At 30.6% G+C, this 24,798-nt stretch carries 32 protein-coding genes; 15 read left to right on the top strand and 17 right to left on the bottom strand.

Annotated elements, in window-relative coordinates:
* Positions 1-57 precede the first annotated feature (57 nt).
* Positions 58-273 (top strand): DUF6356 family protein, encoded by a 216-nt coding sequence (locus AC8GER_RS00275; RefSeq protein ID WP_506597989.1) that lies wholly within the window; start codon positions 58-60, stop codon positions 271-273.
* A gap of 1 nt (position 274) precedes the next feature.
* Here the strand turns inward: AC8GER_RS00275 and AC8GER_RS00270 are convergent, their stop codons facing one another.
* Positions 275-670 carry an MAPEG family protein gene (locus AC8GER_RS00270; protein ID WP_029167155.1) on the bottom strand — a complete coding sequence of 132 codons (396 nt, stop codon included), beginning with the start codon at positions 668-670 and terminating at the stop codon, positions 275-277.
* A 92-nt stretch (positions 671-762) separates the two neighbouring features.
* Here AC8GER_RS00270 and AC8GER_RS00265 point away from each other — a divergent pair, with 92 nt between their 5' ends.
* Complete coding sequence (locus AC8GER_RS00265) at positions 763-1,002, top strand: DUF2061 domain-containing protein (RefSeq protein WP_506597988.1); 240 nt, start codon at positions 763-765, stop codon at positions 1,000-1,002.
* Positions 1,003-1,005: 3 nt separating this feature from the next.
* Here AC8GER_RS00265 and AC8GER_RS00260 read toward each other — a convergent pair whose 3' ends face one another.
* From AC8GER_RS00260 to AC8GER_RS00230, 7 genes are all read right to left on the bottom strand, one after another.
* Entirely contained in the window at positions 1,006-1,857 is an 852-nt protein-coding gene (locus tag AC8GER_RS00260; RefSeq protein ID WP_506597987.1) for a D-amino acid aminotransferase, read from the bottom strand.
* 75 nt (positions 1,858-1,932) lie between these two features.
* Positions 1,933-2,127: a hypothetical protein gene (locus AC8GER_RS00255; RefSeq protein ID WP_506598500.1), complete on the bottom strand. Its 195-nt coding sequence runs from the start codon at positions 2,125-2,127 to the stop codon at positions 1,933-1,935.
* 71 nt (positions 2,128-2,198) lie between these two features.
* Positions 2,199-2,735: a cytochrome b gene (locus AC8GER_RS00250; protein ID WP_506597986.1), complete on the bottom strand. Its 537-nt coding sequence runs from the start codon at positions 2,733-2,735 to the stop codon at positions 2,199-2,201.
* Between the two features lie 2 nt (positions 2,736-2,737).
* Positions 2,738-3,469: an LrgB family protein gene (locus tag AC8GER_RS00245; RefSeq protein WP_506597985.1), complete on the bottom strand. Its 732-nt coding sequence runs from the start codon at positions 3,467-3,469 to the stop codon at positions 2,738-2,740.
* On the bottom strand, positions 3,466-3,837 hold the full coding sequence (locus AC8GER_RS00240; protein ID WP_506597984.1) for a CidA/LrgA family protein: 372 nt from the start codon (positions 3,835-3,837) through the stop codon (positions 3,466-3,468). The genes AC8GER_RS00245 and AC8GER_RS00240 overlap by 4 nt, the downstream gene beginning before the upstream one ends.
* A 4-nt stretch (positions 3,838-3,841) precedes the next feature.
* Positions 3,842-4,153: an AzlD domain-containing protein gene (locus AC8GER_RS00235; RefSeq protein WP_017971376.1), complete on the bottom strand. Its 312-nt coding sequence runs from the start codon at positions 4,151-4,153 to the stop codon at positions 3,842-3,844.
* A 1-nt stretch (position 4,154) separates the two neighbouring features.
* Positions 4,155-4,850, bottom strand: a complete 696-nt coding sequence (locus AC8GER_RS00230; protein ID WP_017971377.1) for a branched-chain amino acid transporter AzlC — start codon at positions 4,848-4,850, stop codon at positions 4,155-4,157.
* A 188-nt stretch (positions 4,851-5,038) separates the two neighbouring features.
* Here AC8GER_RS00230 and AC8GER_RS00225 point away from each other — a divergent pair, with 188 nt between their 5' ends.
* Positions 5,039-6,910 carry a potassium transporter Kup gene (locus tag AC8GER_RS00225; RefSeq protein WP_506597983.1) on the top strand — a complete coding sequence of 624 codons (1,872 nt, stop codon included), beginning with the start codon at positions 5,039-5,041 and terminating at the stop codon, positions 6,908-6,910.
* Between the two features lie 65 nt (positions 6,911-6,975).
* On the opposite strand, the gene AC8GER_RS00220 is transcribed toward AC8GER_RS00225, so the two are convergent.
* The 4 genes from AC8GER_RS00220 to AC8GER_RS00205 all read right to left on the bottom strand — a co-directional run bounded on the left by AC8GER_RS00220 (position 6,976) and on the right by AC8GER_RS00205 (position 9,556).
* Positions 6,976-8,238, bottom strand: coding sequence for an ammonium transporter (locus AC8GER_RS00220; protein WP_506597982.1), 1,263 nt, complete (start codon positions 8,236-8,238; stop codon positions 6,976-6,978).
* Entirely contained in the window at positions 8,235-8,573 is a 339-nt protein-coding gene (locus AC8GER_RS00215) for a P-II family nitrogen regulator (protein WP_029167162.1), read from the bottom strand. The genes AC8GER_RS00220 and AC8GER_RS00215 overlap by 4 nt, the downstream gene beginning before the upstream one ends.
* 113 nt (positions 8,574-8,686) lie before the next feature.
* Positions 8,687-8,944 carry a LysR family transcriptional regulator gene (locus tag AC8GER_RS00210; RefSeq protein WP_506597981.1) on the bottom strand — a complete coding sequence of 86 codons (258 nt, stop codon included), beginning with the start codon at positions 8,942-8,944 and terminating at the stop codon, positions 8,687-8,689.
* Positions 8,945-9,004: 60 nt separating this feature from the next.
* Positions 9,005-9,556, bottom strand: coding sequence for a histidine phosphatase family protein (locus AC8GER_RS00205; RefSeq protein ID WP_506597980.1), 552 nt, complete (start codon positions 9,554-9,556; stop codon positions 9,005-9,007).
* A gap of 58 nt (positions 9,557-9,614) precedes the next feature.
* On the opposite strand from AC8GER_RS00205, the gene AC8GER_RS00200 reads away from it, so the two are divergent.
* The 5 genes from AC8GER_RS00200 to mbfA all read left to right on the top strand — a co-directional run bounded on the left by AC8GER_RS00200 (position 9,615) and on the right by mbfA (position 12,046).
* Positions 9,615-9,749, top strand: a complete 135-nt coding sequence (locus AC8GER_RS00200) for a hypothetical protein (RefSeq protein ID WP_506597979.1) — start codon at positions 9,615-9,617, stop codon at positions 9,747-9,749.
* Between the two features lie 23 nt (positions 9,750-9,772).
* Entirely contained in the window at positions 9,773-9,982 is a 210-nt protein-coding gene (locus tag AC8GER_RS00195) for a DUF2721 domain-containing protein (RefSeq protein ID WP_506597978.1), read from the top strand.
* Positions 9,882-10,202 (top strand): DUF2721 domain-containing protein, encoded by a 321-nt coding sequence (locus tag AC8GER_RS00190; protein WP_506597977.1) that lies wholly within the window; start codon positions 9,882-9,884, stop codon positions 10,200-10,202. The genes AC8GER_RS00195 and AC8GER_RS00190 overlap by 101 nt, the downstream gene beginning before the upstream one ends.
* Positions 10,203-10,382: 180 nt before the next feature.
* Positions 10,383-11,030 carry an FTR1 family iron permease gene (locus tag AC8GER_RS00185; RefSeq protein WP_506597976.1) on the top strand — a complete coding sequence of 216 codons (648 nt, stop codon included), beginning with the start codon at positions 10,383-10,385 and terminating at the stop codon, positions 11,028-11,030.
* A 38-nt stretch (positions 11,031-11,068) separates the two neighbouring features.
* The gene (gene mbfA, locus AC8GER_RS00180; protein WP_506597975.1) at positions 11,069-12,046 is read left to right on the top strand and encodes an iron exporter MbfA; all 978 of its coding nucleotides are present in this window, start codon (positions 11,069-11,071) and stop codon (positions 12,044-12,046) included.
* Here mbfA and argJ read toward each other — a convergent pair whose 3' ends face one another.
* On the bottom strand, positions 12,047-13,309 hold the full coding sequence (argJ, locus tag AC8GER_RS00175; protein WP_506597974.1) for a bifunctional glutamate N-acetyltransferase/amino-acid acetyltransferase ArgJ: 1,263 nt from the start codon (positions 13,307-13,309) through the stop codon (positions 12,047-12,049). It lies immediately after the preceding gene.
* Between the two features lie 82 nt (positions 13,310-13,391).
* Between argJ and secA the strand changes: the two genes are divergently transcribed.
* Entirely contained in the window at positions 13,392-15,977 is a 2,586-nt protein-coding gene (gene secA, locus AC8GER_RS00170; RefSeq protein ID WP_506597973.1) for a preprotein translocase subunit SecA, read from the top strand.
* On the opposite strand, the gene AC8GER_RS00165 is transcribed toward secA, so the two are convergent.
* Positions 15,963-17,069, bottom strand: coding sequence for an acetyl-CoA carboxylase carboxyltransferase subunit alpha (locus tag AC8GER_RS00165; RefSeq protein ID WP_506597972.1), 1,107 nt, complete (start codon positions 17,067-17,069; stop codon positions 15,963-15,965). The genes secA and AC8GER_RS00165 overlap by 15 nt on opposite strands.
* Before the next feature lie 63 nt (positions 17,070-17,132).
* Between AC8GER_RS00165 and aceB the strand changes: the two genes are divergently transcribed.
* Positions 17,133-18,740 (top strand): malate synthase A, encoded by a 1,608-nt coding sequence (aceB, locus tag AC8GER_RS00160; RefSeq protein WP_506597971.1) that lies wholly within the window; start codon positions 17,133-17,135, stop codon positions 18,738-18,740.
* 5 nt (positions 18,741-18,745) lie between these two features.
* Here the strand turns inward: aceB and AC8GER_RS00155 are convergent, their stop codons facing one another.
* A complete protein-coding gene (locus AC8GER_RS00155) occupies positions 18,746-18,904 on the bottom strand; it encodes a hypothetical protein (protein WP_017970492.1) in 159 nt (52 codons plus the stop codon).
* Between the two features lie 59 nt (positions 18,905-18,963).
* On the opposite strand from AC8GER_RS00155, the gene AC8GER_RS00150 reads away from it, so the two are divergent.
* Together AC8GER_RS00150 and aroB are read left to right on the top strand one after the other, a co-directional pair.
* Positions 18,964-19,488, top strand: a complete 525-nt coding sequence (locus tag AC8GER_RS00150) for a shikimate kinase (protein WP_506597970.1) — start codon at positions 18,964-18,966, stop codon at positions 19,486-19,488.
* On the top strand, positions 19,469-20,575 hold the full coding sequence (gene aroB, locus AC8GER_RS00145; protein ID WP_506597969.1) for a 3-dehydroquinate synthase: 1,107 nt from the start codon (positions 19,469-19,471) through the stop codon (positions 20,573-20,575). Before AC8GER_RS00150 ends, aroB begins: the two co-directional genes overlap by 20 nt.
* Here aroB and AC8GER_RS00140 read toward each other — a convergent pair.
* Complete coding sequence (locus AC8GER_RS00140; protein WP_506597968.1) at positions 20,568-20,825, bottom strand: BolA family protein; 258 nt, start codon at positions 20,823-20,825, stop codon at positions 20,568-20,570. The two genes, aroB and AC8GER_RS00140, sit on opposite strands and share 8 nt — an antisense overlap.
* 34 nt (positions 20,826-20,859) lie before the next feature.
* Here AC8GER_RS00140 and AC8GER_RS00135 point away from each other — a divergent pair, with 34 nt between their 5' ends.
* Genes AC8GER_RS00135 through AC8GER_RS00125 form a run of 3 tightly spaced genes read left to right on the top strand, consistent with a single transcriptional unit; the run spans position 20,860 to position 24,272 of the window.
* Positions 20,860-21,507 carry a J domain-containing protein gene (locus AC8GER_RS00135; RefSeq protein WP_506597967.1) on the top strand — a complete coding sequence of 216 codons (648 nt, stop codon included), beginning with the start codon at positions 20,860-20,862 and terminating at the stop codon, positions 21,505-21,507.
* Positions 21,497-22,492 (top strand): AAA family ATPase, encoded by a 996-nt coding sequence (locus AC8GER_RS00130; RefSeq protein ID WP_506597966.1) that lies wholly within the window; start codon positions 21,497-21,499, stop codon positions 22,490-22,492. The genes AC8GER_RS00135 and AC8GER_RS00130 overlap by 11 nt, the downstream gene beginning before the upstream one ends.
* Complete coding sequence (locus AC8GER_RS00125; RefSeq protein ID WP_506597965.1) at positions 22,482-24,272, top strand: cobaltochelatase CobT-related protein; 1,791 nt, start codon at positions 22,482-22,484, stop codon at positions 24,270-24,272. Before AC8GER_RS00130 ends, AC8GER_RS00125 begins: the two co-directional genes overlap by 11 nt.
* Here AC8GER_RS00125 and AC8GER_RS00120 read toward each other — a convergent pair.
* On the bottom strand, positions 24,265-24,774 hold the full coding sequence (locus tag AC8GER_RS00120) for a queuosine precursor transporter (protein ID WP_506597964.1): 510 nt from the start codon (positions 24,772-24,774) through the stop codon (positions 24,265-24,267). The genes AC8GER_RS00125 and AC8GER_RS00120 overlap by 8 nt on opposite strands.
* Between the last annotated feature and the right edge of the window lie 24 nt (positions 24,775-24,798).

The following is a 24,798-nucleotide window of genomic DNA, read 5'->3' as shown; positions in this document are numbered from 1 at the left end:
GTACTTGAAATTGTGTAATTTGATACACTAAGTATATAATATGAGTATTAACTGAATATGTTCAATAAGATCAAAAGACATTTAGAACTTGCTAACAAAGGCTACTTTGAACACATGTTTTTTGCGATGAAAATTGGCCTTAAATGTCTATGGTCATTTTTCACTGCCTTTATTCATGCAATCAATCCGGCTTGGTTTGAATACACAACAAGCAGAAGAATTAAACGAATGAATGATTTATTTCAAAAACCAAAAAATGATATTAAAGAATAAATTAGTCTAATTGATTAAAATACTGAACGTATAAATATAATAAATAAATACAATTAAGCGCATAAATATTAAGAGTGGCCATCATACCAATTACTCTAAATAATGTTTTTTCTTTTAACATGCTGTAAGCATGAGAAATTCTTCCTAGTAAAAATACAATATTTACAAATAAAACGTAGATTTGATTGGCATCTAAGATCTCTAATAGAAATGAAGAAATAATAAAAAAAACTGTAAATTCAAAAAAGTTTGCATGTGCTCTAATGGCTTTAATTAATTTTTTATTATTATCATCACCGTAAGCAACTTTGCTCGATCTTCTTTCCTTGATGGTAATGATAGTAAGTATTAAGTAAAAAATTAGAAAAATAATTGTAAATAAAATTGAAATATTCATCTCTTTAACTAATTATCATTTTTATTCAGTTCTTAAAGCTAATATCTTTAGCTCAACTTGAATTTTTGCAGTATAGGTCTATATTATTTGCTATGTCAGAAATTGAAAAAGGATTTTTTAACGCCATCAAAAACCAATTGGTTGGGTCCAGCATTGGTCGAGCAGTTATTTACACGATAGGTCACATTATAATTGCAGCTACCTGCAATATAATAATTACCGGGTCGACACTAGAACTTGCTGCGGTGGATGCAATTATTGAACCTATAATTAATGGTGTTTGGTATTATTTTTTAGATAAATTTTGGGCCAGCACAATTAAGAAGTCTTAAAACTTATATAGAACTTTCTAAAGCTTGTTTAATATATTCTTCACGTAAAGCTGTAACAAATTTTCCAGGTTTGCCATCGCCAATTTGACTGGTATTAATTTTTACAACAGGCATTACAAAAGCTGTTGCTGATGTGATAAATGCTTCACTAGCTGACTGTGCATCTGGTAGTGTAATATTTTTAGTCACCACCTCATAACCTAAATCTTTTGCGCATTTAAAAATTGCATCCCTTGTAATTCCACTTAAAATTAAATTATCAGATTGTCTGGTCATAATAATTTTACCTTTAATAATCCAGGCATTGCTGGAACTGCCTTCGGTAATATAACCCTCTCTAAGCATCCATGCATCATCAAAGCCTTTTTCCGTTGCTTCAGTTTTTGCCATACTTGCGTACAGTAATTGCGTCGTTTTAATATCGCAAAGTTTCCATCTCATATCATCGAGGGTCATTACTTTAATTCCATTCTTTGCAGATTCTGAATCAATAATTTTTTTCTCTTGAGTGAACGCAAGAACTGTTGGTTCAATTTTATCCTTTGGCATATCAAAACTTCTATCTGCAACGCCTCTGGTTACTTGCAAATAAATCATGCCCTCTTTTAAATTATTTAGTTCAATTAACTTTCTATGAAATATTAAAATATCAAGATGATTTAGTAGTTTTTTAAATTTTAATTCAGTCATAGAACGATCCAATCGTTTCATATGATTGTTAAAATCTATTAACTTACCGTTAATAACTGTTGTTACTTCATATAAAGAATCTGAAAATAAAAGACCTCTATCAAAGATCGACACTTTCGCTTCGTCTTCTTTTTTAAATTCTCCGTTTATGTAAACTTGTCTCATATTAATTATTATTTATTAAATAAAAGCTTATAAATAATAAACACAAAATATTTATGTAAAATCAGCTTAAATTTATTAAGAAGTGGAACAACTCATGTCTTGGCCACAGCACAATGGACTTTTAATCTTTCCATGACCATTTGGACATTCGCTAATTTGAACTTTTTGGCCGCCATCTAATTTTAATGAAGCGTCATTAAGAGCTGCGTTACATTTTCCACAAGTTATATTTGCAGACATTTTACACTTTGGACATTCATAAGTAGCCATATAAAGTAATGTTAATATCATATTTTAAAAAAGCAATAGGATTGAAAAAACTTAGCTAATATGGGTATTATTTAATACCACATCCTTTTTAACGTCCGGTCTTTCAAAAAAAAATGATGATAAATGCTTGCAAGAACATGCAGAATGACAAAGGCAATAAATAGATAAACTGAATATATGTGTATTTCTTTTGCAATTCTTCCAACTTGATCATTTATTCCAACAATTGCAGGTATATAAAATAGTCCAAAAACTTCAACTGGTCCAACTCTTGCGGTAGAATATGTCCAACCACTTAATGTAATCATAAATACGATAAAATAAAAAAAAAGATGCATGGACTTTGCAAGTCTATTTAAAAGTTTATTATTTGCGACTGGGATAGGGGTAATATTAATTGATCTCCAAAATAATCTTAAAATAATAAAACTAAGTAATAAAATTCCTGTAGACTTATGAAAACCATAAATAGATGATTTTAATGGTCCTCTTTCAAGTTCTACCATAATAAAACCAAGAAAAAAATTTGATAAAAGTAAAATTGCTAAAATCCAATGAAAACTTTTGCTTATAAAACCGTAACTGTCTGAAGTATTTTTTAAATTCATTATTAAAAAATATTTAATAACTTAAATAATAATGGAACTAATATTGCAGTTGCAATACCATTTAAACCAAGTGCTAATGCTGCAAAAACACCTGCGGTTTCATTCCTACTCATAGCTCTTGCAGTTCCAATTCCATGCGATGCAAGACCAAGTCCAAATCCACGTGCTGACATGTCTTTTAATTTTAAAAAATCTAAAGCAAAAGTTCCAAAGGATGCGCCCATAATTCCAGTTATAATTGTTATAATTGCAGTCAATGATGGAATTCCACCAATTAAATCTGAAATACCCATAGCAATAGGTGCGGTTGCACTTCTTGGTAGCATACTAAATAAAACCTGATCGTCTATTTTAAAAATTTTACACAAAGAAAATGTAGAAATGATTGCAAATAAACTACCGACAACGAGTGAAACTGAAATACTAAACGCCTCTTTTTGTATTACTTTAAATTGTTTATAAATTGGAATTGCAAGCGCAACTGTTGCAGGTCCCAACATAAAATGAATAAATTTAGCACCATCAAAATATCTCTCGTAGGAAATATCTAAATTAATTAATACTAATGAAATAATTAAAATTGAGATTGCAACTGGGTTAACGAGTGGAAATAGTTTAGATTTTTTATAAAGATAATCGCCTATTAAATAAGAGCCGATAGTCAGTGTTAACCAAAATAAAGGTTCTGCCTGTAAATAAACCCAGATACTATAAAGTTTGTCTTTTTGAATCATTTCTTATTAATTCGTTTATTAATTTTCTCCATTAAAAAAGCGGTCAAGCCGATGGTTAAAACTGTTGAGATAAAAACGATAATTAAAACTTTAAATAAATTATTTTCTAAATATGAAAGATGCATCACAACCCCAACTCCTATGGGCACAAATAAAAGTGATAGATAACTTAAAATATAATTTGAAGTGTTCAACACGTCATTTTTTAATTGATTAACGGCTCTCGTTTTAAATCGTTTTAAAAATATTAATGCAATAAGAAGAAATATAAGTCCTATAACCGGACCTGGTATTCGCATTTCAAAAAATTTTTTTAAGGCCTCTCCTAATAACTGAAAAAAGAAAATAACAAATATAGCGCGTAGCATTAGATTAAATAAAAAAGATTAACAACCACAAAACTCCAAGACCTGACAAAATTGTTGCTATCACACTTTCTGTTAAATAACCAACCAGCACTGCAGCCAGTGCCGCTAAAACTTTTGGATTATCTAAAAATACTAATTGTCCTGTTGAATTTAAAAATACAGCTGGAAAAATAATTGCTGGAAAAACTGCACTTGGTACATAACTTAAAACTATTTTTACTCTTGGACTAAAGTAGTCTTTCTTTAGTAATGCAATCATTGAGAAACGAGTAAAAAAAGTAACAAGACCAGCAAGTATTAATGTAGTCCAAATCATTTTATTTTCTATAAAGTTTTGTGTGAGATAATCCGTAAGCCACTAAAATTCCAGCTGCTGCTGCAACAATAATATAAGTTCTAAGGGGTAAATTAAAAAAAATAATCGCAAAAACTCCAGAAGTAATTGCAACAATCAAATGATCAATTTTTTTAATATCTACAATAATTAAAGAAATAAAAGTTAAAGGTACCGCAAATGCTAAATTTAATTCTTTTGGTATAAATTCGCCTAAAACAATTCCGGCAATGGTAGAAAGTTGCCACACAAACCACAATGTGAAACCAGATCCTAATAAATGATAATGCCTATCTTTGTTTGTTGGCTGTTGTTTGAAATATTTCTGCGAAACGATAAAAGCCTGGTCTGTTAAAAAGTAAGATAAAACTATTTTCCAAAATAATTTTACTTTTGTTAAATATTGAGCAATCACGGCGCTATATAAAAAGTGGCGTGAATTTACGATAGCAACAGAACTTACTATAACTGGAGTTGTTGCCCCGCCTGTAAATAGTTGCACAAAAGCAAGTTGGGATGAGCCTGCAAAAATAATAATCGACATTAAGAAAGTCACTGTAGAACCGAGACCAGATTCAATTCCGATAACGCCAAAAATAACACCAAAAGGAACTACGGGTATAAGAAGAGGAATAACATCAAGACATCCTTTTGAAAAAATTTTGTATTGGATATTCATGACTGGAAAATTATAAATTTCTAAATTAAGTCTTCCCGTTTTAAGTGCAAATAATACAATAGTACAGTCATATCCCTTGTCTTTAGCTAACAGCTTCTCTTAATATATATTGAATATTGGCGAATAATGATAATTTGAGCTTTCAAAACAAATACTCTTATTTATTAAATTATATATAAAGCCCCATCATGAATAATAAAAATGGTAATGCTAGAAGTTTACCTCTTTTAATTGTAGCGGCTCTTGGTGTTGTCTTTGGAGATATAGGTACATCACCGCTCTACGTTCTTAAATTATCAATAGAAGCATCTACAGAAGGTGGTGTAGGAATAATCAGTTCCGTTTATGGAGTATTATCATTAATCACCTGGTCTTTAATTATTGTTGTTAGCATAAAATACGTCTTTATTATTATGCGCGCCCACAATCACGGCGAAGGGGGTGTATTTGCACTAACGGCACTTTTGATTAGAAAAGTTGGAAAAAAACCAAATACTAAATGGATCATAACTATACTTGGATGTATGGGTGCAGCTTTATTTTTTGGAAATAGTATTATCACTCCAGCTATCTCTGTTTTGAGTGCCGTCGAGGGATTAAAAATTTTATCACCTAAATTAGAGCCTTATATTATCTATATTTCATTAGTGTTGGTCTCTCTTTTATTTGGAATTGAAAAATTTGGGACTGGAAAAGTTGGGACGGTTTTTGGACCTATAATGTTAATTTGGTTTATAACAATTGGTGGTTTAGGATTATTAGAAATTATAAACAAACCAACCATTCTTAAGGCCTTAGATCCTATTTATGGTTTTAATTTTTTACTAAAGCATCAAGGAATTGCAGTTATAATTTTAGGTTTTGTAGTACTTGCAATTACTGGAGCCGAAGCTCTTTATTCGGATATGGGTTTTTTTGGAAGAAGACCGATTCAAACAGCTTGGCTAATAATAGTTTTTCCTGCACTACTACTAAATTACTTTGGACAAGGGGCATTATTAATTTCTGATCCAAGTACAATCGATAACCCATTCTTTAGGTTAGGACCAGACTGGGCATTAATTCCTCTGATTATTTTAGCTACCTGCGCAACTATTATTGCATCACAAGCGGTGATTTCAGGAGTTTTTTCAATAGCCAATCAAGCGGTTCAGTTAGGTTATATTCCAAGACTTTTAATTAAACATACCTCAACAAATGAATATAGAGAGGTATATTTATCTAAAATTAATATATTTTTATTTGTTGGGGTTGTTTTACTGATATTAAGTTTTAAAAGTTCGGCAAATCTAGCTGCAGCATACGGAACGGCTGTTACTGGATCGATGTTGATTGATACCATTCTTGCAACATTCTTGCTTATTTTTGTTAGAGGTTGGAATAAATTAATTTTTATACCAGTTTTTTTAATTTTTTTAATTCTGGATCTTGTATTTTTCTCTGCTACTTTGTCAAAATTTTTTCAAGGGGGATGGATTACAATTATTATAGCTCTAATAGTCTTATTTATGATGTTGAGTTGGATTAGTGGAAGAGAAAGAATGCTTAAAGCTCGTTGGAATGGATCAATAAAAATTAAAAATTTTTTATCACAAATTAAAAAAAATCCACCCAAAAGAGTTCCAGGTACGGCAATATTTTTTGTACCCAATATTGAGGTAATTCCTATGGCATTAATTAATAATTTAAAACATAATCAAGTACTTCATAAACGCATCGTATTCATGCATTTAAGTTCCACGAACTTTCCAAAACTTCGAGATGATGAAAGAGTAATAATTAAACATTATTCCAATAATTTTTATAACATCATTGTAAGATATGGTTTCCAGGAAGAGCCAAATATCCCAAGAGTCCTAGCCCTGATTAGAGCAACAGAATTTAAATTTAGCATGCTAGACACTTCGTTCTTTATTGGAAAAGTAAAAGTTGTTAGCAAAAATTCAAATATTTTTTCAAGATTATTTATTTTAATGCATCGAACTATGCTTGGAGCTACGGAATACTACAAAATTCCTAAAGATCGAACTATTGAAATAGGTGGAGTTATCGAAATTTAAATAAAAAGGGCCTAGATTAAAATCTAGGCCCAATTATTTAAGTAAGTTTATAAAGGGGTTATAACTTAGCTTATTTGTTCTCCATGCTGAGAAAGGTCTAAACCATCTCTCTCTTGAGCATCAGAAGCTCGTAATGGTGTAATTAAATTTACAACTTTTAAAATAATGAAAGTTACAACAGTCGTATAAAGTACTGTTACACCAACACCTAATAATTGTAATTTAACTTGATCAAATCCGCCTTCAACTCCTCCAATTGCTTTTGTAGCAAACACGCCTGTCAACACTGCACCAACAGCGCCACCAAAAGCATGAATACCAAAAACGTCTAAAGCATCATCATAACCAAGTGCACTCTTTAATTTTGTGCAAGCTAGGAAACATAAAACGCCAGAGATTAATCCAATTAAAAATGCACCCATTGGATTAACAAATCCTGCTGCTGGGGTAATCGCAACTAGACCCGCAACTGCACCAGAACACAATCCAAGAAGACTTGGTTTTTTCTCACCCGAAAACCACTCTGCTAACATCCAAGCAATACCAGCGCTTGCTGCAGCAATTTGAGTTACAAGCATCGCCATTCCAGCACTTCCATTTGCAGCAACTGCTGAACCAGCATTAAAACCAAACCAACCCACCCAGAGCATAGAAGCTCCTATCATTGTTAGTGCAACGTTATGCGGACGAGCTTTTGATTTTCGTTTTCCGATAACTAGTGCAGCAACTAAACCGGCAATTCCCGAATTAATGTGAACAACCGTTCCGCCAGCAAAATCTAAAACACCCATTTTAGAAAGGTAACCACCTCCCCAAACCATGTGTCCAACTGGTGCATAAACCAAGATGCTCCACAATATTACAAATATAAATAGAGCCCCAAAGTTTATACGCTCAACTATAGAACCGCAAATCAGTGCAACTGTAATAATTGCAAAAGTTAATTGATAACAAACAAACACTGTCTCAGGAATTGTTAAGGTTAAACCAGCAACTTCTACTCCTTTTAAGAAAGTTTTTGAAAAGTCACCGATAAATAAATTTCCTTCTCCAAACGTAAGTGAGTATCCACAAATAAACCACACCAACGTTACAACACATGTAATCATAAATGATTGACTAATTGTTGAGACGATATTTTTCTTACCTACTAAACCACCATAAAAAAGAGCAAGTCCTGGAATAGTCATTAATAGTACAAGCGCTGTACTAGTAAGCATCCACGAAGCATCTCCTGGATTCAAGACTGGCTTAGCTTGAGCAAAAGCTAGACTTGATTGTAGTAAGATTATTAAAAACAATGAAATCTTTGACATTATTTTAATCATATTGCTTTATCTCCTTTTTCACCTGTTCGAACACGAATAACTTGGCTCAAATTAGTTACGAAAATTTTTCCATCACCAATTTTTCCAGTTTTCGCAGTTTTAAGAATAGTCTCTAAAGCATTTTTATATTTCTTATTTGAGACCGCTATTTCTAGTTTTGTTTTAGGAAGAAAGGCAACTTCATATTCAGAACCTCGATAAAATTCTGTATGACCCTTCTGCCTGCCATATCCTTTGACATCTGTCATCGTCAACCCAACAACGCCAATTTTGTTAAGAGCTTTCTTAACATTATCTGCTTGTTCAGGTTTTATGATCGCAGTTATTAGTTTCATAATACTCCCTGTTTCTGTTTGTGTTAATTAACAATGGAGTAACAAAGTTTTTTTCTAAAATGAAATGACCATTCAATGATTCAGATATGATCGGAATGCATAACCAAAAAAAATTAATTTTTTCTGATATTGTTCTTAAATTGATTTAATTTATTAGAAAAATCATCAACTAAATTTAAAAGTGTGCTGCCATGCAAAGTTGGCATGACTCCTTTGCTCGTTCTATTAAAAAGTTTTTCATTTATTTCTTTCTCAAGATCCATCACGGCTCTTGAAAAAGTTGATTGGGATTTATTCTCTTGTTTTGATGCTGTTAAAAAACTCCCAGCTTTAGAGACTTTTTTAAATGCTTTTAGCTTTTCCCAATTCATTTAAGAATTTTATATTCAAAATGCATAACTAACTAATGCAATGTTGGAAAGTGAGGTATGCTAATTAACTTTGAAGGTGCCAATAACTTTATAAGATCTATCTACTATGATCATCTCACCTGAGCTTGCATATGCGCTAGCTAGCCCTTCAATTGTTGTGTGATGAGCAACAAAAATATAGTTTTTATTCTTATCTAATTTTTCAATAAATTCTTTAGTTTTCTTCATATATGCAGGTGTTTTACTCGGATCCGCAAAGGTAGAATTTAATCCTGAAAAAGTTTCAAAATCTTTAAATGCGTTTCTTGCTGTATCTTTGCATCGACAATATTCAGATGAGTAAACTTTTTCAAAAGAAATATTATTTTTTTTAAAAAATTCACCTAATCTTTTTGCTTGTTCGATACCTTCTGCTGATAAATTTCGTTGGGTTTTGCAATCATTTAAATTAAAATTTGCAGGATCACCTGTTCCTGGTGCGTCTGAATGTCGAATAAGAATTAATTTTCCACCCTCTTTTAAATCTTTAATAATTTTTTGCTCATTTGCAAAAGCAGGAAAAAAGCTTGTTATGCTTAAAAGACATACAAAAATTATCGATCTTACTTGCATTATATTAGTCTAGTAGTTGACTTCGAATAGTCATAATTAGAATTTAACTTACTAAATAATGACTAAATATTTAATTACTTTAATAGTTTTTTTAATTGCTGCAATGCTTTTTCTTTATTCACGCAGTAAAAAACAAAATCAAATTAGAGCGTTAAAAAAAGACCCTAGAACAGGAACTTTTACAGATATTTAAAAATTATTATTTTTAATATTTAAATGGAAAGCTTCATTATCTACCCAGCCTTACTATTTCCAGCCATACCATTAATGATGACTAATTTTACTCATCGTTATAATAGCTGTGCTGCATTAATTAGAAAAATTCATGCTGAAATTATTGAAAAAAAAAATAGATACAAAAGATGTTATGGGCAGAAGATATATTGCTCAAATAAAAACTTTAACTTACAGAATAAAACTTATTAAACTAATCCAAACTCTTTCGGGGATTGCGTTATTCTCAAACTTATTAACTATTTTTTTTGGTTACATTAATAAACCAGATATTTCATTAAACTGCTTTGGAATAGCAGTTGTTTTATTTGGAATTGCAATTATTTTATTTGTAATCGAAGTTCAAATGTCTGCTCGTGCTTTAGAGTATCATTTGACTGATCTTAAAGACAAAGAAGATAATATTTTTTAATACTTAAATAATATTTCTCACCTAAATTTTAAATAAATTGTGCGACAATTTGAGTTTAAATTTAATTTTTTATTTGAAAATTAATAACTATTCCTATTAAAATACTAGGAATTGATACTTCTGCCTTGCTGTTTTATATTGACATTAATTCTATGAACAAATAATCATCAACTTCCTAAAATGATTGAATCTTTAAGCCCATATTTAAGCTCTTTTTTTATCCTTTTTCGTGAAGGCTTCGAAGCTTTGTTAATTTGCGTATTAGTATTTACTTATTTAGACAAAATGAATGCAAGACATCAACGTCCTGCCGTTATTTGGGGATTAATAGCTGGTGTTATAGTTTCTTTACTAACTGCATTAGCTGTAAAAAAAATTGCAGCAGTAACTCACGCTCATGAAGAATTATTTGAAGGTTCAGTTATGATAATAGCATCGGGAATGCTGGCATATGTTGCTTACTTTAGTCACACTGCTAAAAAGCATGTTGAGGGTCAAGTAGACAAGGCAATTGCAACTGGAAATCCATTCTTATTGTCGCTTACAGTGTTTTTTGCAATTATTCGTGAAGGTTTTGAAATAGTTCTATTTTATGCCGCTCTTTTTACATCTACAATTTATAGTACATTACCAGTTATTGCAGGAGCTTTGAGCGGAATTTTAGCTCTAGTTTTTGTTTATTTTGGTTTAAATAAAGTTACTAAAATCCTTCCGATAGGAATTTTTTTTAGAATTTCTAGTATTTTGTTACTATTACTTTCAATTTATTTTGGTTACGAAGGCGCAAAAGAACTCTATGCGGGCTTACGCGAACTAAAGATAATCTAATTTATTAATTTTATAAATAAAATTAGTATATAATATTAATGATCCCAGGCTTTAGTTACAGAAAAAAGTTCAGTGATTTATCTGAAAAAGAAATATTAGCTTTAGCTATTTCTTCAGAAGAAGATGATGCTTCTATCTATAGAAACTATGCTGAACATTTAAAAAAAGATTATCCAGATTCTTCGAAGATATTTTTAGATATGGCAAAAGTTGAAGATGGTCATAGAAAAGTTCTAATTAATAAATTTCAATCTAGATTTGGTGATAACATTCCTCTTATAAGAAGAGAGCACGTTTCAGGTTTTTATGCACGAAAACCAACATGGCTAATAAAAAATTTAAGCGTTGATAGGATTAGATTAGAATCTGAAATGATGGAAAGAGATGCTTATAATTTTTATATGAGGGCAGCTCAAGCAACTACTGATGCCGGAACTAGAAAATTACTTGGTGATCTTGCAGCAGCTGAAGCAGGACATACTTCTGTTGTAGATAAATTAATAGAATCGCACGCAAGTGGTGATGCAAAAGAAATTGAAGCGAGAACTTCTAAAAGACAATTTATTTTAACATGGGTGCAACCCGGTTTAGCTGGGTTAATGGATGGCTCCGTTTCAACATTAGCCCCAATCTTTGCAACAGCGTTTGCAACACAAAATACTTGGACAACTTTTATCGTGGGTCTTGCAGCATCAGTTGGTGCCGGAATATCTATGGGATTAACTGAGGCTGTATCTGACGATGGAGTAATTTCAGGAAGAGGCTCTCCTGTAAAACGTGGGCTTGCATGTGGAATAATGACTGCGGTCGGTGGATTAGGACATGCACTGCCATATTTAATACCGCATTTTTGGACAGCAACTATTATTGCAATGATTGTCGTATTCTTTGAACTATGGGCAATTGTTTGGATTCAAAATAAATATATGGAAGCTCCATTCTTTAGAGCAGCGCTTCAAGTTGTTGTTGGAGGAGCGTTAGTTCTTGCTGCTGGAATTCTTATTGGAACAGGTTAATTAAGATCTATAATCTGCGTTAATTGAAATATACTCTGCATTAAAATCACAAGTATAAGCAGTAAATTTTCCTTTGCCTAAATTTAAATTAACATCAAAAATAATATCATCACCAAGCATATAGTTTTTAACTTTTTGCTCGTCATAGCTTGGCACCTGCATTCCGTATTTTGTAATTAAAGAATCTCCAATTTTAATTTCAATTTTTTCTTGTTTTACTCTTTCGTTAGTCTTGCCAATCGCCATTAAAATTCTACCCCAATTAGGATCGCTTCCTGCAAGCGCAGTTTTTACAAGCGGTGAATTTGCAATAGACATTGCAACCTCTTTTGCAAATTTATCATTGGAGGCTCCTGTTACATTTATAGTGAGAAATTTTTTAGCTCCCTCCCCATCCAAAACAACTTGTTTTGAAAGATCCAGCATTACTTCATAAAGTGCCTTTTCGAAATCTTTTGCTGTTTTAGAATTTATATCGTTAATAATTCTATTCTTAGCTTTTCTAGTTGAGAAAACCAAAACCATATCGTTTGTTGAAGTGTCTCCATCAACTGTAATTGCATTAAATGTATTTTCAGTATTTCTTTTCAACATTTTATTTAGAACCTCTTGGGAAATATTTGCGTCAGTAAAGATAAAACCAAACATCGTTGCCATATTTGGCGCTATCATTCCTGAGCCTTTTGCAATACCTGCTATATTTATAAAATCTTTATTGGTTTGAACCACTGCGCAGCTCATTTTTCCAAATGTATCTGTGGTCATAATTGATAAGGCCTGCTTAATCCAAGTTAATTTTATAGGTCTTTTTAATTTTTCGATTAGATTTGGAAGAGCGTTCTTAACTTTAGCAAGCGGAAATGGTTGACCAATAACACCTGTAGATGCGAATAAAATTTGTTTGTTTGAAATTTTTTTCTTATCTAAAAAAAACTTTGATAATTCGATAATACTATTTAATCCTTGTTTGCCTGTATATGCATTAGCATTTCTAGTGTTAACTAATAAAGCTCTGATATCTTTTTTATTCGCCTTAACATTCCAATCAATACAAACAGATCTTGTTGAAGACTTTGTATAAACTCCTGAAAATATAGCGCCATCTGGAAAATAAAATAAACTCACGTCATCTCTATTTGTATTATACAAACCCGCGCTTATCGTTGAAATCTCCAGTCCATCAATACTTGGCATCTCGGGGAAATCTTTGGTCACTCTATTAAGTTGTTTTTTCTTAAAAAAGTTTTGAAATAGCGTAGTCATGTGTATTTTATTTAGTATTTTTTCAGTTATAAGGTAGTTGCTAAATTTATACTATTTAATTTATCTGTAGTAATATCTCAAAATGATACCTGGTTTAAACATTTTAAAAAAAATATTCAAAACGTCTAACGAGCGTAAGCTTATTGAAATACAGCCGTTAGTTCAGAAAATTAATTCATTAGAACCACAAATCCAAAAGCTTTCAGATCAAGAACTAAAGGACAAAACTCAAGAATTTAAAAAAAGAATTAAAAATGGAGAAAATTTAATAAAAATTTTACCAGAAGCATTTGCTTGTGTTCGTGAAGCAAGTGTTCGAACTACAGGGCAAAGACATTTTGATGTGCAGTTACTGGGTGGAATTATTCTTCATCAGGGCGGTATTTCAGAAATGAAAACTGGGGAGGGAAAAACATTGGTTGCAACTCTGCCCGCTTATTTAAATAGCTTAACAGAAAAAGGTGTTCATGTTGTAACCGTGAATGACTATCTCGCAAAACGTGACTCTGAGTGGATGTCAAAAATTTATAATTTTTTAGGAGTTAGCGTTGGCTGTATCGTAAATGGTATCGAAGATGCTAGTAGAAAAGCTCAATATGAATGCGACATTACTTATGGAACAAATAATGAATTTGGATTTGATTATTTAAGAGACAACATGAAATATTCAATTGCCGAGATGGTACAGCGAAAACATTATTTCTGTATAGTTGATGAAGTAGATAGTATTTTAATTGATGAAGCCAGAACTCCTTTAATTATTTCCGGACCAACAGAAGATAATTCTTCTCAATATTTTTTATGCAACAAATTAGTTAATCAATTAAGTAAGGAACATTATGACACGGATGAAAAAGATCGTAGTGCCCTGCTAACGGAAAAAGGAATAGATTTTATTGAAGATAAATTAAGAAAAATAAACTTATTAAAAGGTGCTAGTTTTTACGATCCACAAAATTTATCTATCGTTCATCACATTAATCAGTCTTTAAGAGCAAATATGCTTTTCACTAAAGACAAAGACTACATCGTCAAAGATAATCAAATTTATATTATTGATGAGTTTACCGGCCGTATTATGGACGGCAGACGATATTCCGATGGTCTGCATCAAGCAATTGAAGCAAAAGAAGGAGTTCAAATTCAAAATGAAAATCAAACTTTAGCTTCAATAACATTCCAAAATTATTTTAGATTGTATGAAAAACTTTCAGGCATGACCGGAACAGCGATGACAGAAGCTGAAGAATTTTACGAAATTTATAAATTAGATGTAGTTGAATTACCGACTAATAGACCCATGATTAGAAAAGATTTTAATGATAAAATTTTTAGAACTGAAAAAGAAAAGTTTAATGCAATTATAAAACAAATTGTAGAAGCTAATGGAAAAAAACAACCTGTTTTAATTGGAACTACTAGTATTGAAAAATCTGAAAGAATTTCAAAAATTTTAAAAGACGAATCTATAAAACATAATGTTTTAAATGCAAAATTTCATGAACAAGAGGCAAGTATCATTGCCCAAGCAGGAAGAATTGGTGCAGTTACCATTGCAACAAACATGGCGGGCAGAGGAACTGACATTCAGCTGGGTGGGAATTTAGATCTAAAAATTAAAGAAGGCGGAACTAATGATAAAGTTTTAGTTGAGAAAACTAAACAAGAGCACGAAGAAGAAAAATCAAAAGTATTAGCTAGTGGCGGGTTATTTGTTATTGGGACAGAACGTCATGAAAGCAGAAGAATAGACAATCAATTAAGAGGTAGAACAGGAAGACAAGGCGATATGGGCGCTTCCATTTTTTATTTAAGTTTACAAGACGATCTTATGAGAATTTTTGGATCCGAAAAAATTGATTTTATGCTGCAAAAACTAGGTCTTAAAGAAGGAGAATCTATAGATCACCCTTGGATCAATAAAGCCTTAGAAAAAGCACAGCAAAGAGTTGAGGGAAGAAATTTTGATATTAGAAAAACTTTATTACAGTTTGACGATGTAATGAATGATCAACGAAAAGTAATTTTTGAACAAAGATTAGGAGTAATAAAAAATCAAAATATTTACAATGTAGTGAATGATATCTTTGATGAGATTATAGAAGATTTAATTAGTGAAATACGTAGTTACAGGGACAGTGCTGACATTAATTCCAAAAAATTAATTAAAACAAAAACAGAGCGTTTAAGCGGAATTAAAATTGATGATAACGATTTTAATGCTTGGCTTTCAAAAAGCAGTTCTGAACAAAAAGAATTCTTAAAAGATCACTTTGATCAAAGAAGAAAAGCAAGAATTGCTACTGCGGGAGATGATATTAATAAAGATGTTGAAAAGAGAATTTTCCTACAAAATCTTGATTATGAATGGAGAGGCCATTTGCAGTATCTTGAACAACTAAGACAGGTAATTGGTCTTAGAGGTTATGGTCAAAAAAATCCATTAGATGAATATAAGAGAGAAAGTTTTAATTTATTTAAAGATTTACTTTCAAAAATTAAAGAAAATTTAATTATGTTCTTAATTAATATTCAAGTAACAAAAGAAGATAGACTACCACAATCGCAACAACCTCTTGTTCAAGAAAAAATTTCAAGAAATGCTTCTTGTAATTGTGGATCTGGAAAAAAATATAAAAATTGCTGTGGCGCTTTAAGCAAAGATTAAAGCTAAAATAAATAAAATCACAATAATAACAACCGTTGCAACTAATCTACGATTATTCTGAAGTAATAATTTCCAATTAAATGGATTAAAAGTAACGGTGTTGATATGTGTATCTTTATAAAATTCTTCTTTAGTAATCATTACATCTCTTCCTATGCTTAAAAATCTATTTTTTCGTTGATAAATAAGCTCTTCAGGAGATATTTGCATTAGTTCATTTAAATTTTTTTTAATACTCGATGTAACGTTTGCAACCATTTCATCGTGATTTCGATGGGCTCCACCTTTTGGCTCTTTAATAATTTCATCAATAATTTTATTTTCAAATAAATCTTGTGAAGAAATTTTCATGGCTTCTGCTGCTTCTTTTGCTTTCTTAGGATCGCGCCAAAGAATAGACGCACATCCCTCTGGAGATATTACTGAATACACAGAATATTCTAACATCAAAACTTTATTAGCGGTCGCAAGCGCTATGGCTCCTCCTGATCCGCCTTCTCCTATAACAACAGAAATCATTGGAACTTTAACATTAAGACAACACTCAATACATTTTGCAATAGCTTCAGCTTGCCCTCTCTCTTCCGCTCCTTTTCCAGGATAAGCTCCTGGCGTATCTATAAATGTTATAATTGGTATATTTAGTCTATCTGCAAGATTCATTAAACGCATACTCTTGCGGTATCCTTCGGGTCTCATCATTCCAAAATTTCTTTGAATTCTAGATTGAGTATCATTTCCCTTTTCTTGACCAATAACTAAAACAGAAATCCCATCAAGAGTTGCAAATCCCGCTAACACAGACTGATCTTCTCCATATAATCGATCTCCAGATAGATTTGTAAAATCTGGAAAAATTTTTTGAATATAATGAATAGAACGCGGTCTAAATTCATGTCTTGCAACTTTTGTTTTTTGCCAGCGATTAAGATTTGTATAAGCTCTCTCTAGCGCTTCATTTAATCTTCTTTCAGCATCAACTACTGAAGGATTTTCAATGATAGTAATTCCCTTTGCAAGATAAGGAGCTTTTAGTTCCTGAACTCTTTGATCTAATACTTTAATATCGTCTTCAAAATCTAAGTAATTCATTAAATAATTTTATTTTTATACATATTGAGTTCAGATAAAGTTTATATATAAATTGTGGCGTATATGAAATCTTTTCCAAAAAATACCACTATAACAGGAAAAATTTCTAAAGAATTTGAAGAAATTTTAACTTTAGATTGTTTGGAGTTTGTAGCTGATTTACATCGAAAATTTAATTCTCGAAGACTTGAGCTGTTAAAGCACAGACAAGAAGTTCAAAAAAAAATTGATGGGGGTTGGCGTCCAAATTTCTTAGAAGAAACAAAATCTATTAGAGAAAAAGATTGGAAGATTTTAGGCGTTCCAAGTGATTTACAAGATCGTAGAGTTGAAATTACAGGCCCTACTAATCAAAAAATGATTATCAATGCTCTTAATTCTGGGGCAAGTTGTTTCATGGCGGATCTTGAAGATTCTGCAACTCCAGCTTGGAATAACGTCATTGAAGGTCAAATTAATTTAAAAAATGCCATTAATAAAAAAATTAATTTCACAGATAAGAGCACCGGCAAAGAATATAAATTAAATGAAAAGCATGCGGTGCTTATTGTAAGACCAAGAGGATGGCACTTAGATGAGGCACATTTCTTAGTTGATAATGAAAAATGTTCAGGTGGTATATTTGATTTTGCTATTTATTTTTATCATAACGCAAAACAACTTTTGCAAAATGGAACAGGTCCTTATTTTTATTTGCCAAAAATGGAAAGTCATCTTGAAGCTAGACTTTGGAATGATGTATTTACTGAAGCACAAAAAAAATTAGGGATCAAGCACGGAACAATTAAAGTAACAGTTCTGATTGAAACAATTCTTGCATCCTTTGAAATGGATGAAATTTTATTTGAGTTAAAAGATCACATCGTAGGTCTTAACTGTGGAAGATGGGATTATATTTTTAGTTACATTAAAAAGTTTAAAAACTTTAAAGATTTTTTATTACCAGATCGATCTATTGTTAAAATGACTTCTCATTTTTTAAGATCATATAGTTTGCTGTTAATCAAAACATGTCATCGTAGAGGTGCTCACGCAATGGGTGGAATGGCCGCTCAAATTCCAATTAAAGATAATGAAGCTTTAAATCAAAAAGCAATGGACGCTGTAAAACAAGATAAATTAAGAGAAGCTAATGATGGTCATGATGGCACTTGGGTTGCTCATCCTGGTTTAGTAAAAATAGCAAAAGATGTATTTGATGAAAAAATGCCACAAGCAAATCAAGTTAGCAAAGTTCCAAGTGACACAAAAATTGAAGCTAAAGATTTATTGTTGGCTGAAAAAGGAGATATTACAGAAGAAGGTCTTAGAAAAAATATTTCTGTGGGAATTCAATATTTAGCTGCATGGCTTGGCGGAAATGGTTGCGTTCCACTTTATAATTTAATGGAAGATGCTGCTACGGCTGAAATTTCAAGAGCGCAGGTTTGGCAGTGGAACAGACATCAATGCAAAACTATTGATGGCAAAACAATTGACCCTACATATGTAAAAAATATTGTTAAAGAAGAAATGGTGCAGATTAAGAAAGAAGTTGGAGAACAGAAATTTGAAAATGGTAATTACGAGCGCGCCGCAAAAATGTTTGAAGAAATGTCGATTGCTAATCAATTTGAAGATTTTTTAACCGTTCCTGCTTATAACGAAATTATTAGATCGGAAGCTAGATAAGTCCTTTATTTAACTATATTTAATTTCTCTACTGGAATCTTTTCAATAATTTTTGTTTTTTCTAAAACAATATCTTTTGAACCAAAGTAATAAAGAATACAAAGGATAGCTATCAAGATAGCGATTGTACTTAAGATAATTTGTATTGAGGTTCTAAAGGGCATAACAGATTAATTATATAATATTTCAATTAGAATTATGTTAATAAATTATTCATTCAATAATGGCAACGCATAAAAGCTTAGTATTAGTTGGAATGATGGGTACTGGCAAAAGTACCATTGGTAAAGAAGTTGCAAAAAAATTAAAAATTGAATTCGTTGATACTGACAAATTAATAGAAGACGAGGCAAATCTTACTATTGCTGAAATTTTTAAAAAGAATGGAGAAAAATATTTTAGAGAATTAGAAGAAAAAATTTTCTTAAAAATTAAAAATGATAAAGAAAAAATAATTTCTGTAGGCGGAGGTGCGTTTATTAATGATGCTATCAGAAAAAAGATTTTGAAAGAGTATTTATCTATTTGGCTTAATATGAATGAAGATTTGATTATTAGTCGCATTCAGCGTAATGCTAAAAAAAGACCAATGGTAGATCAAAATAACGTTGAAAAAAGTATTAAAAATTTAAAAAAAACTAGAGATCCGATATATAAATTGGCCAACTACGAAATAAATTGTAATTTAAATAGCAAGAATAAGATTATCGAAAAAGTTAAAGATTTTTATGAAAAAAATAACAATTAAAGTTAATTTAAATAATAATAGTTACCCAATTATTATTTGTAAAAACTTATTAAACAATACAGGTGCTGAAATAAAAAAAGTTATCCCGAAGGCGAAAAAATTTTTATTAATTACCGATAAAAATATTCCAAAGTCTTATGTTCGTTCTATTTTATCCTCGATAAAGTCTAAAAATAAATACTTATTTACTTTAAGTGCCGGTGAAAAATCGAAAAATATGAATTTTACCAACGCAATAATAAAAAAATTATTTAAATATAATTTTAATCGGGATGACTGCGTGATTGCTTTAGGTGGAGGTGTTATTGGAGATTTATCAGGATTTGCAAGCAGTATATTTAAAAGAGGTGTTAACCTGGTTCAAGTTCCAACAACTTTATTAGCTCAGGTAGATTCTTCAATTGGTGGAAAGACTGGGATTAATTCAAGTGAAGGCAAAAATATGATTGGAACATTTTACCAACCCAAGCTTGTTTTAATTGATCCAATAACATTAAAAAGTTTACCACACAGACATCTAGTTGCGGGTTATGCTGAAATACTAAAATACTCTTTAATTATGAATGCAAAATTCTTTTCTTGGTTAGAAAAAAATTCTCATTCAATAATCAATTTAACTGACCTAAATCTAGTCATGTATGCAATTAAAGAAAGTTGCAAAAGCAAAGCAATTATTGTTCAAAAAGACGAAAAGGAAAAAAATCTAAGAGCAATACTCAACTTTGGCCATACGTTCGCTCATGCCTTTGAAGCTGTAAAAAAATATTCAAATGATCTTATTCATGGCGAGGCCGTACTATATGGAATGATGATTGCATCTTCTTTATCCATAAAAATGAAAATGCTTAATATAAATGAGCATCAACGAATAAAAAATTTGTATCGAAAGTTAAATATTAATTATCAAATTAAAAATATTTTTAATAAAAAAGATGTAACTAAAATTTTTAATTACATGAAGCATGATAAAAAAATATCAGGATATAAAATTAACCTAATTTTATTAAGTAAAATTGGAAAGGCTAAAATTTTTCCATCGGACTTAAATAGAAATATTAAACCAATCTTAATTGAACAATTTAATTAATTTTTATTTCAAGAGAGTGAATAATATTTTTCATCTCTTCATCTAAAATTGTATATATTTTTTTATGCGCATCTATTGTCTTTAATTTTTTTAGTTCTGCAGAAGAAATTATCACTTCAAAATGACTATTATTATTTTTTGGTGACTGGGCGTGATGCTGATGCAAATGTGATTTATTATTCACCTCTACATTCTCACATACGATATTTTGTTTAATTTTATCTAAGATAATATATTTTAGATCGGACATAAAATAATTTTAATCAATTTAAAAAATTACGCAAATGAGAAAGATCTGTGAATGGAGTAAATGTAAAGAAATAGCTTCAGGTCAGGGTCTTATAAAGAAAGATATCAATAAACAATACAAATGGTTTTGCGGTGATCATTTAAAAATCCACAACAAGACCAACGATAATTCGTGTGATTGGAAAAGATGCAAACAACCAGGAGAATTTAAAGCTCCGTCAAAAACTGTAGGCGAATATAAATGGTTCTGCGCGGAACATATAAAAATTTATAATCATGAGTGGGATTTTTTCTCTGAAATGTCACAAGACAAAATTGAAGAATTTATTCATTCAGATATTACCTGGCACAAGCCAACCTCTAAACTTGGTTCAAAAGATAATTTTTTTAATAAAGTATGGAGAAATATTTTGGAAGAACAAGATATATTTCCTGCAGATTATTTTAAACAATTTGAAAAAAAAACAATTTATAGCTCAAAAGAAATAGAAGCTTTAAAAAAATTAGATTTAAAAAGTAATGTAAAATGGAGCGAAATTAGAGAACAATTTAAAAAACTTGTAAAAAAATATCACCCAGATACAAATTCTGGAGATAAAAAATTTGAAAATAAATTAAAAGATATAACAATTGCCTATACTCTTTTAAGGAATAATCAAAAAAACGTAAATCATGGACAATAGTATTTTTGAAAGCATACCTGATATAAAAATTTCTGTAAAACAAACTTTTAATATCGACTCTGATATGTCGGTTGAAGGTTTTTCAAAAAAAAATCAATTTGTTCCTGAATTGGATAGCGCTTACAAATTTGATCGCGATACGACCCTTGCAATTCTTGCTGGCTTTGTTTTTAATAAAAGAGTTTTAATTCAAGGTTTTCACGGCACTGGAAAATCAACTCACATCGAACAAGTAGCAGCAAGATTAAATTGGCCGTGCATAAGAGTAAATTTAGATAGCCATATAAGTAGAATTGATCTTTTAGGAAAAGATGCAATCGTAATAAAAGACAACAAACAAGTTACTGAATTTAGAGAAGGAATCTTGCCTTGGGCACTGCAAAACCCTGTAGCTTTAGTATTTGATGAATATGACGCTGGTAGACCAGATGTTATGTTTGTTATCCAAAGATTGCTAGAAAGCGAAGGAAAACTAACTTTACTTGATAAGAATAAAGTAATTAAACAGAATAAATATTTTAGATTATTTGCAACAGCAAATACAATTGGTCTTGGTGATACTTCAGGACTTTATCATGGGACGCAGCAAATTAATCAAGGACAGATGGATCGATGGAATATTGTAACTACTCTGAATTATCTAAAACAAGAGAATGAACTTGAAATCATATTATCGAAATGTCCTCATTTGAATAATGCTGAAGGAAAAAAAATTGCACAAAAAATGATTCAGGTTGCCGATCTAACAAGATCTGGTCTTGCTAATGGAGATATTTCAACCGTTATGAGCCCTAGAACAGTAATGACTTGGGCAGATAATTATAAAATTTTTAATGATATTGGGTATTCATTTAGGATATCATTTTTAAATCGTTGTGATGAATTAGAAAGAGCAATTATCGCTGAATATTTTCAAAGATGTTTTGCCAAAGAACTGACTGAAACATCTGCAAGTGTAAAAATAAATCTTAAAAATGGAAAATGAAAAACAGGCTGAAAATTTTAGAATAGCCATCTCATCAACCATCAAAGCATTAGCTAAAAAACAAGATCTTAATATTCTATTTTCAGACGCACCTACTAAAGAAAGTAATGTTATAAATCTTCCTAAGATTACTTTCGATTCTATAGACGAATATCAAAATATTAGAGCTCTTGCAGATTCTGAGGCTTTGAAAATAAAATATAGCAATTCAGAACTTTTAAAAAAATTTGAACCAAGAGGAATGATTGCAAAAAATATTTATAAAAGTGCTGAAAAGATTCGTTATGAAAAACTAGGATCAGAAAATTTTGCAGGAATAAATTTAAACTTTAAAAACTACTACCAAAAAAAATTTAAAGAACAAAATGAAGATATCTATAATAGCATTGAAAAGGCTTTTGATATTATTTTAGCAAACCACCTGCTTAATCTGGACTTAAATATTGAAGAAAAGAAGAGTTTAAAAAATTGGAATAAAATTATTGATGCGCAGATTAAAGATAAATTAGATTTGCTAAAAAAAAATATTTCTGATCAAGAAAAGTTTTCGATAATTTTAAATTCTATTATTCAAGATTTAAAATTAGAAGAAAAATTAAGTCCTAACGAAAGTGATAGCGATAACGAACAAAAGAATGAAAATAAACTTAAAGATCAGAATGAAAATCAGATTAACCAAGATAAAAATTCTAATAAACAAGACTTTAATATTGAAAGTATAATTCCTGATGTGGAGATTGATGCTAATCAGAGCGAACAGGAAACCTTAATTGAGAATGAAAATAGCTCAAATGATGAAATTAAATCTTCTAATGTTAAAAAAAATAGCAGCGAGATTAAATATAAAATTTTTACAAATAAATTTGACAAAATTATTAACGCTGAAGAAATGGTGGATCCTAGTGAAATGATTAAATTTAGAGAAAATTTAGACAATCAATTAAAATCTTTTCACAACTTCATTTCAAGACTTGCAAATAAATTGCAGAGAAAGCTGTTAGCATTTCAAAATAGATCTTGGGAATTTGATCTGGAAGAAGGGATGCTTGATACAGCAAAACTAACCAGAGTTATCATCGATCCTCATAACTCTCTTTCTTATAAAAAGGAAAAAAATACAAATTTTAAAGATACGGTAGTAACTTTGTTAATTGATAATTCTGGATCAATGCGTGGCAGACCTATTTCTATTGCGGCTATTTGCGCTGACATTTTATCCCGCACATTAGAAAGGTGCTCTGTAAAAGTTGAGGTATTAGGATTTACAACGTTAAATTGGAAAGGTGGGAAAAGTAGAGAACTGTGGTTAAAAAATAAAATAAATAATCCTGGAAGATTAAATGATTTATCACACATCATTTACAAATCTGCCGATACTCCATGGAGAAGAGGAAAAAATAATTTAGGATTGATGTTAAAGGAGGGAATCTTAAAAGAAAATATTGATGGAGAAGCAATCTTATGGGCTTACCAAAGATTAAAAAAAAGAAGTGAGGAAAGAAAAATTTTAATGGTAATTTCTGATGGAGCTCCTGTTGATGATTCAACGCTTTCTGTAAATCCAGGTAACTATTTAGAAAAGCATCTAAAAAATACCGTAAAATGGATTGAGAATAAAAAAGATGTTGAAATTAATGCAATTGGAATTGGTCATGATGTTACCAACTATTATAGCAAAGCTTTAAAGATTGCGGACGTACAGGGGCTGGGAGATGCTTTAATCGACCAGCTTGCAGATTTATTTATTGAAGAACCAAAAAGAAAAAAAACAATTAACTAAATCTAGCGATTGCAATTCTAAAGGGTAGCAACATTGCAAGATCTACAAATAACTTAACTGCCAAATCTCCAGCTGCTAATATTATCCAGGGAGAATCTGTTCCGTAAAAAGCTATACTAAAAAATAGCACCGTATCTAATACTGAGCCAAGAATTGAAGAGACAAGTGGCGGAATAAACCACAGTTTATTTCTTAAAACATTAAATACTCTAATATCTAAAAGTTGACCTGCTAAAAAAGCAACTCCAGATGCAATAACTATTCTTAAAACGATTAAATTAAATCCTTCAAAAGTTAAAATAAATGAAAAAATAATCCCAAGTATAAATCCAAAAACGACAATCTTTTTAGCAAATTGATTGCCGAAGAATCTATTTGCAAGATCAGTAACTAAAAAAGTAACTGGATATGTAAAAGCGCCCCAAGTTAAGATTTCTTGCATTCCAAAATATGGAAAAGGAAATTGTACTAAATAATTTGAAGAACAAATAACAACGGCCATAATGGCCGAATATAAAAATATCTT

It is taken from the genome of Fontibacterium abundans (SeqCode), assembly GCF_965235095.1.
GTDB lineage: Bacteria > Pseudomonadota > Alphaproteobacteria > Pelagibacterales > Pelagibacteraceae > Fontibacterium > Fontibacterium abundans.
The sequence above is the reverse complement of the archived record's forward strand: the minus strand, read 5'-3'. Positions and strand labels throughout refer to the sequence as shown.

What these genes read in the sequence shown, in the direction of transcription:
- mbfA (WP_506597975.1), top strand. Translation starts at nt 11,069, where the DNA reads ATGATCCCAGGCTTTAGTTACAGAAAAAAGTTCAGTGATTTATCTGAA.
- AC8GER_RS00255 (WP_506598500.1), bottom strand. Translation starts at nt 2,127, where the DNA reads ATGGCTACTTATGAATGTCCAAAGTGTAAAATGTCTGCAAATATAACT.
- AC8GER_RS00120 (WP_506597964.1), bottom strand. Translation starts at nt 24,774, where the DNA reads ATGGCCGTTGTTATTTGTTCTTCAAATTATTTAGTACAATTTCCTTTT.
- AC8GER_RS00225 (WP_506597983.1), top strand. Translation starts at nt 5,039, where the DNA reads ATGAATAATAAAAATGGTAATGCTAGAAGTTTACCTCTTTTAATTGTA.
- argJ (WP_506597974.1), bottom strand. Translation starts at nt 13,309, where the DNA reads ATGACTACGCTATTTCAAAACTTTTTTAAGAAAAAACAACTTAATAGA.
- secA (WP_506597973.1), top strand. Translation starts at nt 13,392, where the DNA reads ATGATACCTGGTTTAAACATTTTAAAAAAAATATTCAAAACGTCTAAC.
- AC8GER_RS00125 (WP_506597965.1), top strand. Translation starts at nt 22,482, where the DNA reads ATGGAAAATGAAAAACAGGCTGAAAATTTTAGAATAGCCATCTCATCA.
- AC8GER_RS00265 (WP_506597988.1), top strand. Translation starts at nt 763, where the DNA reads ATGTCAGAAATTGAAAAAGGATTTTTTAACGCCATCAAAAACCAATTG.
- AC8GER_RS00240 (WP_506597984.1), bottom strand. Translation starts at nt 3,837, where the DNA reads ATGCTACGCGCTATATTTGTTATTTTCTTTTTTCAGTTATTAGGAGAG.
- AC8GER_RS00140 (WP_506597968.1), bottom strand. Translation starts at nt 20,825, where the DNA reads ATGTCCGATCTAAAATATATTATCTTAGATAAAATTAAACAAAATATC.
- AC8GER_RS00150 (WP_506597970.1), top strand. Translation starts at nt 18,964, where the DNA reads ATGGCAACGCATAAAAGCTTAGTATTAGTTGGAATGATGGGTACTGGC.
- AC8GER_RS00245 (WP_506597985.1), bottom strand. Translation starts at nt 3,469, where the DNA reads ATGATTCAAAAAGACAAACTTTATAGTATCTGGGTTTATTTACAGGCA.
- AC8GER_RS00195 (WP_506597978.1), top strand. Translation starts at nt 9,773, where the DNA reads ATGGAAAGCTTCATTATCTACCCAGCCTTACTATTTCCAGCCATACCA.
- AC8GER_RS00185 (WP_506597976.1), top strand. Translation starts at nt 10,383, where the DNA reads ATGATTGAATCTTTAAGCCCATATTTAAGCTCTTTTTTTATCCTTTTT.
- AC8GER_RS00220 (WP_506597982.1), bottom strand. Translation starts at nt 8,238, where the DNA reads ATGATTAAAATAATGTCAAAGATTTCATTGTTTTTAATAATCTTACTA.
- AC8GER_RS00165 (WP_506597972.1), bottom strand. Translation starts at nt 17,069, where the DNA reads ATGAATTACTTAGATTTTGAAGACGATATTAAAGTATTAGATCAAAGA.
- AC8GER_RS00200 (WP_506597979.1), top strand. Translation starts at nt 9,615, where the DNA reads ATGACTAAATATTTAATTACTTTAATAGTTTTTTTAATTGCTGCAATG.
- aroB (WP_506597969.1), top strand. Translation starts at nt 19,469, where the DNA reads ATGAAAAAAATAACAATTAAAGTTAATTTAAATAATAATAGTTACCCA.
- AC8GER_RS00215 (WP_029167162.1), bottom strand. Translation starts at nt 8,573, where the DNA reads ATGAAACTAATAACTGCGATCATAAAACCTGAACAAGCAGATAATGTT.
- AC8GER_RS00135 (WP_506597967.1), top strand. Translation starts at nt 20,860, where the DNA reads ATGAGAAAGATCTGTGAATGGAGTAAATGTAAAGAAATAGCTTCAGGT.
- AC8GER_RS00190 (WP_506597977.1), top strand. Translation starts at nt 9,882, where the DNA reads ATGCTGAAATTATTGAAAAAAAAAATAGATACAAAAGATGTTATGGGC.
- aceB (WP_506597971.1), top strand. Translation starts at nt 17,133, where the DNA reads ATGAAATCTTTTCCAAAAAATACCACTATAACAGGAAAAATTTCTAAA.
- AC8GER_RS00260 (WP_506597987.1), bottom strand. Translation starts at nt 1,857, where the DNA reads ATGAGACAAGTTTACATAAACGGAGAATTTAAAAAAGAAGACGAAGCG.
- AC8GER_RS00235 (WP_017971376.1), bottom strand. Translation starts at nt 4,153, where the DNA reads ATGATTTGGACTACATTAATACTTGCTGGTCTTGTTACTTTTTTTACT.
- AC8GER_RS00155 (WP_017970492.1), bottom strand. Translation starts at nt 18,904, where the DNA reads ATGCCCTTTAGAACCTCAATACAAATTATCTTAAGTACAATCGCTATC.
- AC8GER_RS00250 (WP_506597986.1), bottom strand. Translation starts at nt 2,735, where the DNA reads ATGAATTTAAAAAATACTTCAGACAGTTACGGTTTTATAAGCAAAAGT.
- AC8GER_RS00130 (WP_506597966.1), top strand. Translation starts at nt 21,497, where the DNA reads ATGGACAATAGTATTTTTGAAAGCATACCTGATATAAAAATTTCTGTA.
- AC8GER_RS00275 (WP_506597989.1), top strand. Translation starts at nt 58, where the DNA reads ATGTTCAATAAGATCAAAAGACATTTAGAACTTGCTAACAAAGGCTAC.
- AC8GER_RS00230 (WP_017971377.1), bottom strand. Translation starts at nt 4,850, where the DNA reads ATGAATATCCAATACAAAATTTTTTCAAAAGGATGTCTTGATGTTATT.
- AC8GER_RS00210 (WP_506597981.1), bottom strand. Translation starts at nt 8,944, where the DNA reads ATGAATTGGGAAAAGCTAAAAGCATTTAAAAAAGTCTCTAAAGCTGGG.
- AC8GER_RS00205 (WP_506597980.1), bottom strand. Translation starts at nt 9,556, where the DNA reads ATGCAAGTAAGATCGATAATTTTTGTATGTCTTTTAAGCATAACAAGC.
- AC8GER_RS00270 (WP_029167155.1), bottom strand. Translation starts at nt 670, where the DNA reads ATGAATATTTCAATTTTATTTACAATTATTTTTCTAATTTTTTACTTA.